This window comes from Microvirga sp. 17 mud 1-3 (assembly GCF_003151255.1).
GTDB lineage: Bacteria > Pseudomonadota > Alphaproteobacteria > Rhizobiales > Beijerinckiaceae > Microvirga.
The window spans coordinates 2,936,809-2,949,764 of record NZ_CP029481.1; the positions used below are offsets into that span (position 1 = coordinate 2,936,809).

14 protein-coding genes are annotated in these 12,956 nt (G+C 66.1%); 2 read left to right on the plus strand and 12 right to left on the minus strand.

Going from position 1 to position 12,956, the window contains the following annotated elements; translation table 11 throughout:
- Nucleotides 1-2: 2 nt before the first annotated feature.
- Nucleotides 3-713, plus strand: coding sequence for a TIGR02281 family clan AA aspartic protease (locus tag C4E04_RS13940; RefSeq protein ID WP_109598174.1), 711 nt, complete (start codon nucleotides 3-5; stop codon nucleotides 711-713).
- Here C4E04_RS13940 and C4E04_RS13945 read toward each other — a convergent pair.
- From C4E04_RS13945 to dusA, 5 genes are all read right to left on the minus strand, one after another.
- A complete protein-coding gene (locus tag C4E04_RS13945) occupies nucleotides 697-1,548 on the minus strand; it encodes a sulfite exporter TauE/SafE family protein (RefSeq protein ID WP_109598176.1) in 852 nt (283 codons plus the stop codon). The genes C4E04_RS13940 and C4E04_RS13945 overlap by 17 nt on opposite strands.
- A gap of 280 nt (nucleotides 1,549-1,828) precedes the next feature.
- A complete protein-coding gene (locus C4E04_RS13950; protein WP_109598178.1) occupies nucleotides 1,829-2,605 on the minus strand; it encodes an ADYC domain-containing protein in 777 nt (258 codons plus the stop codon).
- Between the two features lie 53 nt (nucleotides 2,606-2,658).
- A complete protein-coding gene (locus C4E04_RS21200) occupies nucleotides 2,659-2,985 on the minus strand; it encodes a hypothetical protein (RefSeq protein WP_162559402.1) in 327 nt (108 codons plus the stop codon).
- A 414-nt stretch (nucleotides 2,986-3,399) separates the two neighbouring features.
- Entirely contained in the window at nucleotides 3,400-3,708 is a 309-nt protein-coding gene (locus C4E04_RS13960; protein WP_109598180.1) for a hypothetical protein, read from the minus strand.
- A gap of 221 nt (nucleotides 3,709-3,929) precedes the next feature.
- Nucleotides 3,930-4,934 carry a tRNA dihydrouridine(20/20a) synthase DusA gene (gene dusA / locus C4E04_RS13965; RefSeq protein ID WP_109598183.1) on the minus strand — a complete coding sequence of 335 codons (1,005 nt, stop codon included), beginning with the start codon at nucleotides 4,932-4,934 and terminating at the stop codon, nucleotides 3,930-3,932.
- A gap of 238 nt (nucleotides 4,935-5,172) precedes the next feature.
- Between dusA and C4E04_RS20930 the strand changes: the two genes are divergently transcribed.
- Nucleotides 5,173-5,475 (plus strand): hypothetical protein, encoded by a 303-nt coding sequence (locus tag C4E04_RS20930; protein ID WP_162559403.1) that lies wholly within the window; start codon nucleotides 5,173-5,175, stop codon nucleotides 5,473-5,475.
- A gap of 79 nt (nucleotides 5,476-5,554) precedes the next feature.
- On the opposite strand, the gene ybaK is transcribed toward C4E04_RS20930, so the two are convergent.
- The 7 genes from ybaK to C4E04_RS14000 form a co-directional block, all read right to left on the minus strand.
- Nucleotides 5,555-6,037 carry a Cys-tRNA(Pro) deacylase gene (ybaK, locus tag C4E04_RS13970; RefSeq protein ID WP_109598185.1) on the minus strand — a complete coding sequence of 161 codons (483 nt, stop codon included), beginning with the start codon at nucleotides 6,035-6,037 and terminating at the stop codon, nucleotides 5,555-5,557.
- Nucleotides 6,038-6,063: 26 nt separating this feature from the next.
- A complete protein-coding gene (locus C4E04_RS13975; RefSeq protein ID WP_109598187.1) occupies nucleotides 6,064-6,660 on the minus strand; it encodes an urease accessory protein UreE in 597 nt (198 codons plus the stop codon).
- Between the two features lie 58 nt (nucleotides 6,661-6,718).
- A complete protein-coding gene (locus tag C4E04_RS13980; protein ID WP_109598189.1) occupies nucleotides 6,719-7,204 on the minus strand; it encodes a nucleoside deaminase in 486 nt (161 codons plus the stop codon).
- Nucleotides 7,205-7,371: 167 nt separating this feature from the next.
- Nucleotides 7,372-8,370, minus strand: a complete 999-nt coding sequence (gene xdhC / locus C4E04_RS13985) for a xanthine dehydrogenase accessory protein XdhC (RefSeq protein ID WP_109598191.1) — start codon at nucleotides 8,368-8,370, stop codon at nucleotides 7,372-7,374.
- Between the two features lie 10 nt (nucleotides 8,371-8,380).
- On the minus strand, nucleotides 8,381-10,825 hold the full coding sequence (xdhB, locus tag C4E04_RS13990) for a xanthine dehydrogenase molybdopterin binding subunit (protein WP_109598193.1): 2,445 nt from the start codon (nucleotides 10,823-10,825) through the stop codon (nucleotides 8,381-8,383).
- Between the two features lie 4 nt (nucleotides 10,826-10,829).
- Complete coding sequence (gene xdhA, locus C4E04_RS13995; protein ID WP_109598195.1) at nucleotides 10,830-12,311, minus strand: xanthine dehydrogenase small subunit; 1,482 nt, start codon at nucleotides 12,309-12,311, stop codon at nucleotides 10,830-10,832.
- Nucleotides 12,312-12,430: 119 nt separating this feature from the next.
- Nucleotides 12,431-12,871, minus strand: a complete 441-nt coding sequence (locus C4E04_RS14000; RefSeq protein WP_109598197.1) for a VOC family protein — start codon at nucleotides 12,869-12,871, stop codon at nucleotides 12,431-12,433.
- Nucleotides 12,872-12,956 lie beyond the last annotated feature (85 nt).

Here is a 12,956-nt window from a genome sequence, read left to right on the forward strand (position 1 = left end):
CGATGCCGGGCATCCGCGTCCTGGGCAGCGCCCTCCTGGCCGCGGCCTTCCTGACCGGCACCATGGGCGAGGCGCCCCTGGCGGAGCTCAGCCCGGGCCAGACCGCCCTGCTCCTCGCTTTCGCGGGCTGCTCCCTGTTGATGGCGGCCGCCATCGTGGACGGCTTCTCACGGCACTGGACCCACGGAATCGAGGCGGTGGCAATCAGCGGTGGGCTGATCGTGGCGGCGCTTGTCACCTATGCGGCGCGGGACGATCTGCAGATGGTTCTGGACCGGGCCATCGGCGACATCGCGGATGGGCGCGCGGTGGTGACCGACAAGGGCGAGGTGGTGGCGGCGCGGCGGACCGACGGGAGCTTCATCCTGAACGGCAAGGTCAACGGGCGCGAGGCCCGCTTCGTCTTCGACACTGGCGCGAGCACCGTGGTCCTACGGGCCGAGCATGCGGCCGATTTCGGCTTCAGCGAAGAGGAGCTGCGCTTCTCGGTTCCGGTCGCGACTGCCAACGGCTCCGCCCTGGCGGCGCCCGTCACGCTCCGCGCGCTCACGATCGGCTCCATCACGGAACATGACGTGCCGGCCCTCGTGACCCGCTCGGGCGCGCTCCATGCCAACCTGCTCGGCATGAGCTTTCTGGAGCGGCTCACGTCCTACGAGGTCCGCGGCAACCGGCTGATCCTGCGGCCGAAGGACGTTACGCCAGCAGGCTGACGAAGAAGCGGGCGCAGACCGTCAGCAGGAAGATCCCGAAAGCGATCTCCAGCTTGCGCTTCGACAGGCGATGGGCGAGCCGCGCGCCGACCGGCGCCAGCCAGGCGCTGGTGGGGATGAACAGCAGGAAGCCGACGAGCGAGATGTAACCCAGCGCCAGGGGCGGCTGGAGGGCGACCACGTCGGGATAATCCGCCATGCGCGGCCAGCCCGCATAGATGTAGCCGATGGCGCCGGGGATCGAGATCAGGATGCCGAGCCCCGACGAGGTCGCCACCGCCTGGTGGATGGGCCGGTTGTAGAAGGTCATGAACAGGTTCGAGAGCTGCCCGCCGCCGATGCCCATGAGGGCCGACAGGACGCCAATGATCCAGCCATAGACGACCATGACGGGCTTCCCGGGCAACTCTGTGCCGAAGCGCCACGAATCCTTGCCGAAGAGAAGCCGGATTGCCGAGATTCCGGCCACCACGACGAAGACGGTCTTGAACAGGTCGGCCGGCGCGTAGCGGGCGATCACGCTGCCCATGATCACGCCGACGACCACCGGCACCGCCCAGACCCGCAGGATCGACATGTCGACCGCGCCCTTGGCCTGATGGGCCCTGAAGGAGCGGATCGAGGTCGGAATGATGATCGCGAGCGAAGTGCCGACGCAGAGCGGCATCCGCACTTCCTCGGGAACACCGACGAAGCGGAACAACTCGTAGAGGATCGGCACCGCGACCGCCCCGCCCCCGACGCCGAACACTCCTGCCAGAAGCCCGGTAACCGCCCCTGCGCCGAGCAGGGCGACGATCAGCCATGAAAGGTCGAAAAGGGAGATACCGAGCATTGCGGGGAGCTTTCCAGACGAAGGACGTCGATATGTGACGGAGATCGGCCAACAGGGCAAGCATATCGGTGGTGCGCCTCTCCCCGTGTGAGAGGTCGCGCAAACCTGGGATGATGCACCACGTGCTCCCCTCCCCCTTGTGGGGAGGGTTAGGGTGGGGGTGTGAGCGCTGAGCTGAATCCAGGCCGGCGCTCACACCCCCCTCTCCAACTCTCCCCCACAAGGGGGGAGAGGGCAGGCTAGCGCTTCCCGAGTCACTCGAAATACTCGGTAGATGCACTCAATGTGCAGCCGAGCGGTTGAAGAGCAGCGCGCGCGGGTCGGCCCGCATGGCAGCCTCGGTGCAGGATTCCGGACCGAGATGCCCGGCGAGGCGGGGATAGCGCTCCGCCAGGGCCGTGAGGGAAACGTTCTCGGGGATCCGCGGATGCGCGACGCAGAGGGCGCCGTCGGGGCCCCAGGCGGCCTCGAAGGACAGGGACGGGTTCGGCTCTGAAACCTGGATGTCGAAGCGGTCGTAGATGTCGACGAGGGTGCCGTCGCGGGTGGTCGGCCGGTCGTCGCCGCCGTAATCGGCGCGCAGCATGTGGATGCAGGCGCGGTGGAGGTCCTGGAGAGGGACGCCATCCCGCGTTTCCCAGGGCCGGTAGCCCATGAGCACGCATTTGCCCTCGGCGCCGCTGGTGCACGTGAAGGTGAAGCCGCCATTGCGGTCGGGCAGCGCGAGGGCGAGTTGCCGCCCCTTCGGGTCCGGCCGGCAAATGTTTGCAGGCGGCTCTCCGGGCCGGTGTGTGGAAAGGCTGAAGAGCGGGATGGGCCCGCTCGGTGCAGCCTCCTCCACCACGACGGAGTCGATGCGGACTTGGGCCTCCCCGGCTGGACCTGCGAGGTTCAAGGTCAGCCCGGCCAGCGCTTCCCGCCGCAGAACGCGGCCATCGTCGAGGCTCAGCACGGGGTCCGCCCCTTCCATGCGCAACTGGCCGTCGACCGCAAGGCAGCTGCCGGAGAAGCCGAGACCCAAAAAGAGAGACAGAAGGAATGTGGCCAGGCTTCGCATGGAAGGCTCCGCAGCAGGAATGGAGCCTCCGACAGGAGGCTCCGGAGATGCGCCTAGCGCAGGCGGACGACCGAACCGTCCTGCAGCGTGAGGGAGGCGGGCTGCACGGCGCTTGCTCCAGCGGCCAGACCCTTGGCCTCCTGGCCGTTCACGCTGAGCCCATTGACGCTCAAGCCGTTGACGCTCAAGCCGTTCACGCTCAGACCGTTAACGCTGAGGCCATTGACGCTCAGCCCATTCACGCTGAGGCCATTCACACTGAGCCCATTTACACTGAGGCCGTTCACGCTCAGGCCGTTAGCCGTCTCGTGGGCCATGGCGCCTGTTGCCGAAAGGGCGATGGCGGCACCGAGCGTCAGGATATGAAAGCGCGTAAACATGATCTTCTCCATGAAAGGATTTGGGAATGGACTTTGCCGGCGCAGCCCCATGGCGACGCTGACGGAGAGGAATATTTATTGAATAACGTTACAGTCAAGCTACATTATTGCACGAAATGGCAATATAGTTTCGAAACCTTTGAAGCGCAGTGGTAGGCCATGTTGTCGGCGGGCCTGGCGAACATAAAATGCGAGCCATTCCGCAGCACCCTAAGGATTAACTACCTATTAACTCTAGGGCTCCTTCGACACGAACTCAGGGTCACGCGCGCCGGTGCACATGCCACCTTCCAGGCACCCGAAGCGTCCCCCGGACACGGGCTGATCCTGCCCTGCCGGTGACGGAGACCTCCAAACGCAAAAGGCCCTCCCGCCGGAGCGGGAGGGCCCGTTGGACCGATATAAGGTCGGTTCTTACTTCAGGGAAACGGACGATCCATCCTGCAGGACGATCCCCTTCACGCGGACCGTACCGGCCTTCGTGCCATTGGTGGCGAGACCGTTGGCCGACAGTCCGTTCGCGGAGAGCCCGTTTGTCGCGAGCCCGTTCGCCGAAAGGCCATTCATAGCCAAGCCGTTCATAGCCAAGCCGTTCATGGCCAAGCCATTGGCCGAAAGGCCATTTTGGGCCAAGCCGTTGGCCGTGAACGTCGCCCCCGCTTCCGTCGCCAGAAACAAACCGGCGGCGGCCGCGAGGATCGCGGCACTGGTGGAAAGACGCATGGTGATACTCCCTTTTGCAAGTGACGAAGGCCTCGCAAAGCGCGACCTTCATGCGGGAGTCATCATAAAGCGAATAATGTTACAGGAAAGACTTCCCGACCTTCGAAACGGTCGCGAATGGATTTCTACTGTGCAATAACGCACCTGTACTATATCTATAGTTGTAAAATACAACCCTTGGGCACAACCAGTTCATTGAGGCCCCGGCCTCAGCTCTCCAGCTAGGCCGGAATCGAATCCATAGCAGCCTGTCGCTCCACGGCACGGGACACATGGGCGACGGCCTCCCGCAGGGTCTCGAGGCCGGCGCCCGGCTTCAGCGCCTCAGTCGCAAGGTGCCGGCGGTAGGCCCTGGCGCCCGGGCGTCCGGTGAAGAGGCCGAGCATGTGCCGGGTCATGGAATGGAGGCGCTCGCCCTCCGCGAGCCGGGCGGCCACATAGGGCTCATAGGCCTCGACCGCCTCGAAGGCATCGGCCACCTGGGGAACCTCTCCATAAACCTCGCGGTCCACAGCCAGAAGAATCTCCGGCTCCTGATAGGCCGTCCGTCCCACCATCACGCCGTCCACGTGCTGCAGATGCGTCTGCACCTCCGCCATGGTCTTGATGCCGCCGTTGATCGCGATGGTCAGGCCCGGGCGGGCCTTCTTCAGCCGGTACACCCGGTCGTAATCGAGAGGCGGAACATCCCGGTTCTCCTTGGGCGACAGGCCCTGGAGCCAGGCCTTGCGGGCATGGACCGTCAGCTCGTCGCAACCGGCGGCCACCACCGCATCGGTCAGCCGGTCGAGGGCCTCTTCCGGGTCCTGCTCGTCCACGCCGATGCGGCACTTGACCGTCACGGGCAGCGCGACCGCGGCCTTCATGGCGGCGACGCATTCGCCCACCAGCTCAGGCTCCTGCATGAGGCAGGCGCCGAAGCGCCCGTTCTGCACCCGGTCGGAGGGGCAGCCCACATTCAGGTTGATCTCGTTATAACCGAATTCGGCGCAGATCCGGGCGGCCTTCGCCAGCTCCGCCGGATCCGAGCCGCCGAGCTGCACCGCGACCGGATGCTCCGACGGGTCGAAGCCGAGCAGCCGCTCCCGCGGCCCGAAGATCACGGCGCCCGTCGTCACCATCTCGGTATAGAGCCGCGCCCGGCGCGACAGGACGCGATGGAACGCCCGGCAATTCCGGTCAGTCCATTCCATCATGGGCGCAACGGTGAAGAATTTCTGCATCATCTCAAGCAAGGGTCGGCCGATCTCGTCAGCGGGCCTTTTCCAATATGGCGACGGCGAGCACAAGGAAAATAGGCGCGAGTCGGTGTCACAGGGCAAATCTGCCCGCATCCTCCGAAGTTTTCGGCGAAAAAGTTCCCACTTGCGACAGTATAAATCCAATGCCCGGCAAAGCTGGAACTACAGAACGAAGCATACGTTCCTCGAATCTCATGTGCATCAGCGCCGAAGGAGTGCAGACGTGAAGAAGATCGTTGGACTTTCCTGTGCCGCAGCCCTGCTGCTGGCAGTTCCAGCCGCCAGCTATGCACAATCCACTGGCGCAGGCACCAATAGCAACCCGAACAGCGCAAGGCAGTATGCGCCAGGACAGCAGGACCGGAGCAAGCTGACGCGCCCGGGTGTCTCGAGCGTCTCGCCTGGCCACAAGATGCAAACCGACACGACAGGGTCGGTCACCGAGCCGGGTGCGTCCGGCTATGCGCCCGGTCACGAGAAAAAGCTGCCTCTGAATAAAACCAACTCCTCCTCGCATCGTAAATAGCCGCAGCCGGCTTTAGGCAGCGATGTCGCGACGAACGCGGAAGGGCCTGCCCTTCCGCGAGCGCCCGAAAAGCAGGCCTTCAGGAGTTCTCGGCGACCACCGCCGCGACTTTCGCGCCAAGTACCTGCACTGCGTCTCCGGGCTGGAGCCGAACCTGAAGTCCGCGCTGGCCGCCGTTGATGAAGACAGTCTCGTAAGCCAGCGCCGCCTCGTCCAGCACGGTCGGCACGCGCTTCTTCTGCCCGAACGGGCTGATGCCGCCCACGTGGTAGCCGGTCAGGCGCTCTGCGTCGGCGGGCTTCATCATCTGGGCGGATTTCGCGCCGAGCACCGCCGCGAGTTTCTTCAGGTTCACCTCCCGGTCGGAGGGGACGATGGCGCAGGCCGGTTTCCCGTCGACCGTCACCATGAGGGTCTTGAGCACGCCGCCAGGCTCCACGCCCAGAGCCTCCGCGGCCTGCAGGCCGATCCGCTCCGCCTGGGGATCGTAATCGTAAGCATGCACCGTGAATGGAACGCCCGCTCCCTGCAGGGCGAGCGTGGCGCGGGTGGTCTTCGACATGCTGGGTTCAGTGCCGCGCAGGCCGGTCAGTGATCGTGCTTGTGGCCATGGTCGTGGTGATGGTGGCCACATCCGCAGCCGGGACCATGCTCGTGATGAGCATGCTCATGCTTATGTTCGTGGCCGTGATGATCATGGGCGTGCCCATGATCATGATGGTCATGACCATGGTGATGATGGTGGTCGTGGTCGCAATGGTGGGCGCTCTGTTCCGGCCGGAAGGCGCGCTTCACCGGGGTCGCGACGCAGCCCTGCCCGCGGGCGAGCTCGGCCAGGGCCGGGGTGTTCTCCACATAGAGGGCATCTGCCGTGATCTCCGCAAGGCCGTGCTGACTGCCGAGATGCCAGGCGAGGCGCATAAGGCGCAAGGGATTCTCGGCCCGCACCTCGAGAAGGTCCTCGGCAGCGGCCTTCACCTGCACGAGGCGGCCGTCCTCGAGCCGCAGGGCGTCCCCGTCGTTGATCACCGTCTCCATGTCGAGGTCGAGATGGATCTCGGTGCCGGCCTCGGCCTTCAGATGCGCATGGCGGCGGCTGCGGGCCGCTTGGTCCAGGACGATCGTGTCGACGACCCGGTCGGACTTCACGGCAGGCTTGCGGACGAGGGTGGTGGCGCGCGGCATGGGAACTCTCGAAAGGCTCTGATCGGAAACCGATAGATAGGATGGGTGGGAGCGGTTGCTAATAGGTGACCTTGTCGGGCTTTTCGGCCCAGGCATCGAACACCGCCCTCGCCTCCAGGCTGGGCACGTGGTCCATGGCGATGATCCGCTCGGAGGCGGGCTTCGGGATCTCCTCGTAGATGAGGCTGTCGTCGAAACCGATCTCGGCCGCATCCTCGCGGGTATTGGCATAGACGATGCGCGAGACCCGCGCCCAATAGGCCGAGGCCAGGCACATGGGGCACGGCTCGCAGCTGGTATAGATGGTCGCGCCCTGGAGCGAGAAATCGCCCACTGCCTCGCAAGCGCGGCGGATGGCCACCACCTCCGCGTGGGCGGTCGGATCCTTCGCGGACGTAACTTGGTTCCAGCCCTCGCCCAGAACCTTGCCGTCACGCACCACCACGGCCCCGAACGGGCCGCCAGCCCCATTGTTCATGTGGTCCCGGGACAGCGCGATGGCGCGGGCCAGGAAACGCTGATCTTCACTCTTGATATCGCTCATGGGGTGGTTTTACCGCCTGGGCCATGCGGAAGCGAGAGTTTTTGGAAGGACCCTCACCGTGGAGCATGGTCCGTCATTCCGGGGCGCCGCAGGCGAGCCCGGAACCCATAACCACCAGCGATTTAGGATAAAGAGCGATGGATGCCGTCGCTTTCTATCTTCCATCGTCAGTGATTATGGGTTCCGGGCTCTCGCTCTGCTCGCCCCGGAATGACGGGAGATGTCCCCGAAACGACCGTGCCCGCGACCCTCTCACGCGCCTGGAGGAGCTGGGCGGTCACCGAGGCGGCGATCACGGCGGGGTCTTTGCCGGTGATGCCGGGCAGCCCGATGGGGCAGACGAGATCGTGCAGGCGCTCCTCCCCAAGGCCGAGTTCCCGGAAACGCTTCTCGAACCGTGCCCGCTTCGTGGCGCTGCCGATGAGGCCCACATAGGGAAAGCCCCGGCTTAGGGCCGCGGCCGTGATCGCCATGTCGAGGGGATGGTCGTGGGTCATGACCAGGATGAAGGCATTGGCTGGCGCCGCGGCGATCTCCGCCTGCGGGTCCTTCAGAAGGACCGGTACGGCATGGGCCGGAATGTGGGCCGGAAAAGCGTCCTGACGCGGATCGAGCCAGCGGACCGCGAAGGGAAGCGGCGCCAGGGCCAGGACGAGCGCCCGCCCCACGTGGCCCGCGCCGAAGAGGAGAACAGGTGTGCGCTCCTCTCCATGGGTCTCGCGCCACCGGGTCCAGGAATCGTCGCCGACCGCCGACGAGACCTCGCGCCGGACGCGGCCCGCCTCGTCGAAACGGCATTCCGTCGTGAACAATCCGCCCGCGGTCTCCGCCTGCGCCAGGGCTTCGAGATCCGCCATGTCCCGCCGGTCGAAGGTCTCGACGAGGATCTTCACCCGCCCGCCGCAGCACTGGCCGAGATCCGGGCCGAGGGCCTGGTCCAGGACCCGCGCCGGCCCGCGCCCCTCGCCCAGCATCTCCTGCGCGACGGCGAGCATCTTCATCTCGAGATGGCCGCCGCCGATGGTGCCCGAAAAGCCGCCGTCAGGGCGCACGACCATATGCGCATCCGTTTCCCGCGGCGCGGAGCCCTTCACCTCGTGGACGCTGACCAGGGCCGCCGTGCCATGCACGCTCACGAAATCGACCAGACGGCGCCAGGTGTTCACCCCGGGTTCCTCACCCCAACGCCCTCCCCCGCAGGGCCTCGCAGGCGCGCAGGATCGCCTCCGGAGTCGCGGGAGCATCGAGAGGAACGGGCCGTGACGGATCGAGGGCGTGGACCGCGTCCGCAAGGGCGCAGAACACGCTGTTGGCCAGCATGATCGGCGGCTCGCCGACCGCCTTCGAGCGGTAGACCGTCTCCTCCGGGTTCGCGTTGGGATGGAGCGCCACGCGGAAATCGGCCGGCACGTCGGAGGCAACCGGGATCTTGTAGGTGGACGGCGCGTGGGTGAGCAGGCGCCCCTCCCGGTCGAAGACCAGCTCCTCGGTGGTCATCCACCCCATGCCCTGCACGAAGCCGCCCTCGATCTGGCCGATGTCGATGGCCGGGTTGAGGGAGCGGCCCACGTCGTGGAGGATGTCAGCCCGCAGAAGCCGGTTCTCGCCCGTCAGCGTATCGACGACGACCTCGGAGCACGCCGCTCCATAGGCGAAGTAGAAGAACGGCCGGCCAGTGGCCTTTTCCCGATCCCAGGTGATCTTCGGCGTCTTGTAATGACCCGCCTCGGAGAGCGCCACGCGGGCGAGCACGCATTTCTTGGCGAGCTCCGTGAAGGTGAGGCTCTCGTTGCCGGCGAAGACCCGGTCGTCCCGGAACTCCACCTGCTCCACGGGTACACCGTAAAGCTCCGCCGCATGGGCCGCCATGCGCTGCCGGATCGCGCCCGCCGCGATGCGTGCCGCCATGCCGTTAAGGTCGGAGCCCGAGGACGCGGCTGTGGGCGAGGTGTTGGGCACCTTCGCGGTCGTCGTGGCCGTGATGCGCACCCGCTCCATCGCGATGCCGAATTCCTCGGCGACCACCTGCGCGACCTTGACGTAGAGCCCCTGCCCCATCTCGGTGCCGCCGTGATTCAGGTGAACGGAGCCGTCCTGATAGACATGCACCAGCGCGCCTGCCTGGTTGAGATGGGTGAGCGTGAAGCTGATGCCGAATTTTACGGGCGTGAGCGCGATGCCGCGCTTCATGATCGGTGAGGAAGCGTTGAAGGCTGCAATCTCTTCGCGTCGTGCACGGTAAGCGGAGGTCTCCTCCAACTGGCGCACCAGCTCCACGAGCGTGTCGGTTTCCTCCACCTCCATGCCATAGGGCGTGAGGTTGCGGCCCGGCGCGTAGAAATTGGCGTAGCGCACATCGAGAGGGTCACGCCCCGTCGCCCAGGCGATCTGGTCCATCACATGCTCGACGGCGAGCATGCCCTGCGGACCGCCGAAGCCGCGGAAGGCCGTGTTCGAGACCGTGTTGGTCTTGAGCCGCCTGGAGGCGATCCGCGCGGCGGGCATCCAATAGGCATTGTCCGCATGGAACATGGCACGGTCGACGACACCGCCGGACAGGTCCGCCGAATAGCCGCAGCGCGCCAGGAGATCGACCGCATAGCCGGCGATGCGGCCGTCATGGTCGAAACCAACCTGCCAGTCGCAGCGGAAATCGTGCCGCTTGCCCGTGAGGACGAAATCGTCGTCCCGGTCGAGCCGTAGCTTGCACGGGCGGCCAGTGACCCGCGCGGCGAGCGCTGCCGTGACGGCCCATTGCGTCGCCTGGCTCTCCTTGCCGCCGAAACCGCCGCCCATGCGGCGTGTCTCGCAGGTCACGTAAGCGTCCGGCAGGTCGAGCACGCGGGCAACCACGTGCTGTACCTCTGTCGGATGCTGCGTGGAGGAATAGACGTGGACGTCACCGTCCTCTCCGGGCACGGCGAGCGCCACCTGGCCTTCGAGGTAGAAATGCTCCTGCCCACCGACGCGGAACTGCCCTTCCAGGCGATGCTCCGCCTGCGCGATGGCGGCCTCAGCATCGCCCCGGCCAAAAGCATAATCCGGCAGTACCGTCTCGCCGCGCTCAAGCGCATCCTCGACCGTGATGCTCGGCGCCTCGGCCTCGATCTCCACCACGGCATGGCGCACGGCACGGCGCGCCGCCTCGCGGGTCGTGGCGACGACCGCAAAGAGGGCCTGGCCGTGGAAGCTGACTTCGCTTTCGACGAAGAGCGGATCGTCCCCGAAGGCGGGCGAGACATCGTTCTTGCCCGGCACGTCCTTCGCGGTCAGGACCGTCACGACACCTGCCTGCGCGAAGACCTGCGTCAGGTCCAGCGACACGAGCCGCCCCCGCGCCTTCGGCGACTGGCCGATGGCGATGTGCAGCGTCCCGTCCGGCTCGCGGATGTCGTCGATATATTGGGCGAGGCCCTGGACATGCTTGAAACCGGAATCGTGCGGCAGCGGCCGATGGACGTGGCGGAGAGGCTCGGCCTGCTCTCCTCCCCCTTGTGGGGAGGAGTTGGAGGTGAGGGTGTGAGCGCCACGTTCTGAGAGTTCAGCGCCGACACCCCCACCCTGACCCTCCCCACAAGGGGGAGGGGAATCCGTCGCGCTCGTTTTCAATCTTTCACCCATCACCCTACTCCGCCGCCTCGAGCGCCTCGCGAATGCCGACGATCCGCGTGGCGCGGGTCTCGCCGGAGGCGATTTCGCTCAGGGCCTTGAAGAGGAGGTTGCGAGCCACCGTCGTGCGGTAGGCCGCGGAGGCCCGGTGGTCGGTCATCGGCTGGTAGTCGCTCGACAGGGCCGCCATTGCGTCGCCCCAGGAGGCGGGCTCGTCGAGGGAGATTCCGACAAGCGCTTGCTCGGTCTTGGCAGCCCGCTTAGGCGTGCCGGCCATGCCGCCGAAGGCAATGCGCGCGGATGCGATGCGGCGGCCGTCGAGGGTGAGGCGGAAGGCGCCCATGACGGCCGAGATGTCCTCGTCGAACCTTTTCGAGACCTTGAGGGCGCGGAAGGCCTCGTTCGGCCGGATCTTGGGCACGAGCACGCGGCGCACGAATTCGCCGGGCGCCCGGTCCTGCCGGCGATAGGCGATGAAGAAATCTTCGAGCGGAAGGACGCGGATCGTCTCGCGGCCACGCAGTTCGAGGCTCGCTCCGAGAGCGATCAGCGCCGGCGGAAGGTCGCCGATGGGCGACCCGTTGGCGATGTTGCCGCCGACCGTTCCCGAAGCGCGAATCTGCGCGGAGCCGAAGCGCCGCACGAGCTCGCCGAGGTCGGGATCGATGCGCGCGAGCGACGCATGCGCGGCCCCATGGGTCACGGTCGCGCCGATCGCGAGCAATTCGGAATCGTCCTCGATCCGGTCGAGCCCGGCCACGCGACCGAGCCAGATGATCCTATCGAGATCCGCCATCGCCTTGTTGATCCAGAGGCCCACATCAGTGTTGCCCGCGACCAACGTCGCGTCCGGATGGCGGGCATAGAGCGCCGCAAGCGAATCCTCCGTGGCGGGAGCTGCGAAGAAACGCGTCTCATCACCCACGAACACGTCCTGCGTGTCGGACAGGGCCGCAAGCCCCTCGGCAATGCGCGCGCCCTCGGCCGCGAAGGCATCGGCGGGCGTGCCGTCGCAGGCCTTCAGGGCCGCATCGACAATGGGACGGTAGCCGGTGCAGCGGCAGAGATTGCCCGCGAGCACATCGTTGACGCTCTCCCGGGTCACGGGGCGCTCTGCCCCGTGGTAGAGCGTGAAGAGGCTCATGACGATGCCAGGCGTGCAGAAGCCGCATTGGGAGCCGTGGCCCTCGGCCATCGCGGCCTGGACGGGGTGAAGCTCCCTGCCGGCCGCGAGATCCTCCACGGTCACTACCTCGGCGCCGTCTACCTGGCCCAAGAGCAAGATGCAGGCATTGACCGGCTCGTAATGCACTCGCCCGCCGCGGATGCGGCCGAGCGCAACCGTGCAGGCGCCGCAATCCCCCTCGGCGCAGCCCTCTTTCGTTCCGACGTGGCGCTGCTGCAGTCTCAGATAGTCCAGAAGCGTGGTGCGGGGGTGGAAATCGGCAACCTCGACCGGCCGCCCATGCCGCCAAAAGCGGATCGCTTCTCGTGTCACGATGATCCTCCGCCGGAAAAGCCCGGCTCGCCATGGTGAGCCGGGTCGCGGGACGGAGCAAGGCCTTTTCGTGGGGCTCCGGGCTGAAGGACCCGGAGGCCCTCCGGCTGCAGGTTAGGCTACCAGGTGCCCGTATTGGGCATGGAAGCCCAGGGCTCCTGCGGCGGCTTGGGTTCCCCACGCTGGAGCAGCTCGATGGAGATGTTGTCGGGGGTCCGGATGAAGGCCATGTTGCCGTCGCGGGGCGGCCTGTTGATGGTCACGCCTGCATCCATCAGCTTCTGGCAGGTGGCGTAGATATCGTCCACCCGATAGGCGAGATGGCCGAAATTGCGGCCGCCCGAATATTCATGCTCGTCCCAGTTGTAGGTGAGCTCCAGCAGGGGCGCCCGGGATTCCTTGGCCTTCTCGACATCGGCAGGAGCCGCCAGGAAGACCAGGGTATAGCGCCCTTTCTCGTTATCCATCCGGCGGACCTCGACGAGGCCGAACTTGTTGCAGAAGAAGTCCAGGGATTGCTCGAGGTTCGACACGCGAACCATCGTGTGCAGGTACTCCATATTCGTCTCTCCGTTCGATCGCGGCTAGGTGATGGCGCATTTGGGCGCGAGATCAAGTCCCGGCCTTTCGGATCGGCCAAGGAAG

Bases quoted from the DNA above. Each gene is read 5' to 3' on its own strand.
- C4E04_RS13940 (WP_109598174.1), top strand. From the start codon at position 3: ATGCCGGGCATCCGCGTCCTGGGCAGCGCCCTCCTGGCCGCGGCCTTC.
- C4E04_RS13945 (WP_109598176.1), bottom strand. From the start codon at position 1,548: ATGCTCGGTATCTCCCTTTTCGACCTTTCATGGCTGATCGTCGCCCTG.
- C4E04_RS13950 (WP_109598178.1), bottom strand. From the start codon at position 2,605: ATGCGAAGCCTGGCCACATTCCTTCTGTCTCTCTTTTTGGGTCTCGGC.
- C4E04_RS21200 (WP_162559402.1), bottom strand. From the start codon at position 2,985: ATGTTTACGCGCTTTCATATCCTGACGCTCGGTGCCGCCATCGCCCTT.
- C4E04_RS13960 (WP_109598180.1), bottom strand. From the start codon at position 3,708: ATGCGTCTTTCCACCAGTGCCGCGATCCTCGCGGCCGCCGCCGGTTTG.
- dusA (WP_109598183.1), bottom strand. From the start codon at position 4,934: ATGATGCAGAAATTCTTCACCGTTGCGCCCATGATGGAATGGACTGAC.
- ybaK (WP_109598185.1), bottom strand. From the start codon at position 6,037: ATGTCGAAGACCACCCGCGCCACGCTCGCCCTGCAGGGAGCGGGCGTT.
- C4E04_RS13975 (WP_109598187.1), bottom strand. From the start codon at position 6,660: ATGCCGCGCGCCACCACCCTCGTCCGCAAGCCTGCCGTGAAGTCCGAC.
- C4E04_RS13980 (WP_109598189.1), bottom strand. From the start codon at position 7,204: ATGAGCGATATCAAGAGTGAAGATCAGCGTTTCCTGGCCCGCGCCATC.
- xdhB (WP_109598193.1), bottom strand. From the start codon at position 10,825: ATGGGTGAAAGATTGAAAACGAGCGCGACGGATTCCCCTCCCCCTTGT.
- C4E04_RS14000 (WP_109598197.1), bottom strand. From the start codon at position 12,871: ATGGAGTACCTGCACACGATGGTTCGCGTGTCGAACCTCGAGCAATCC.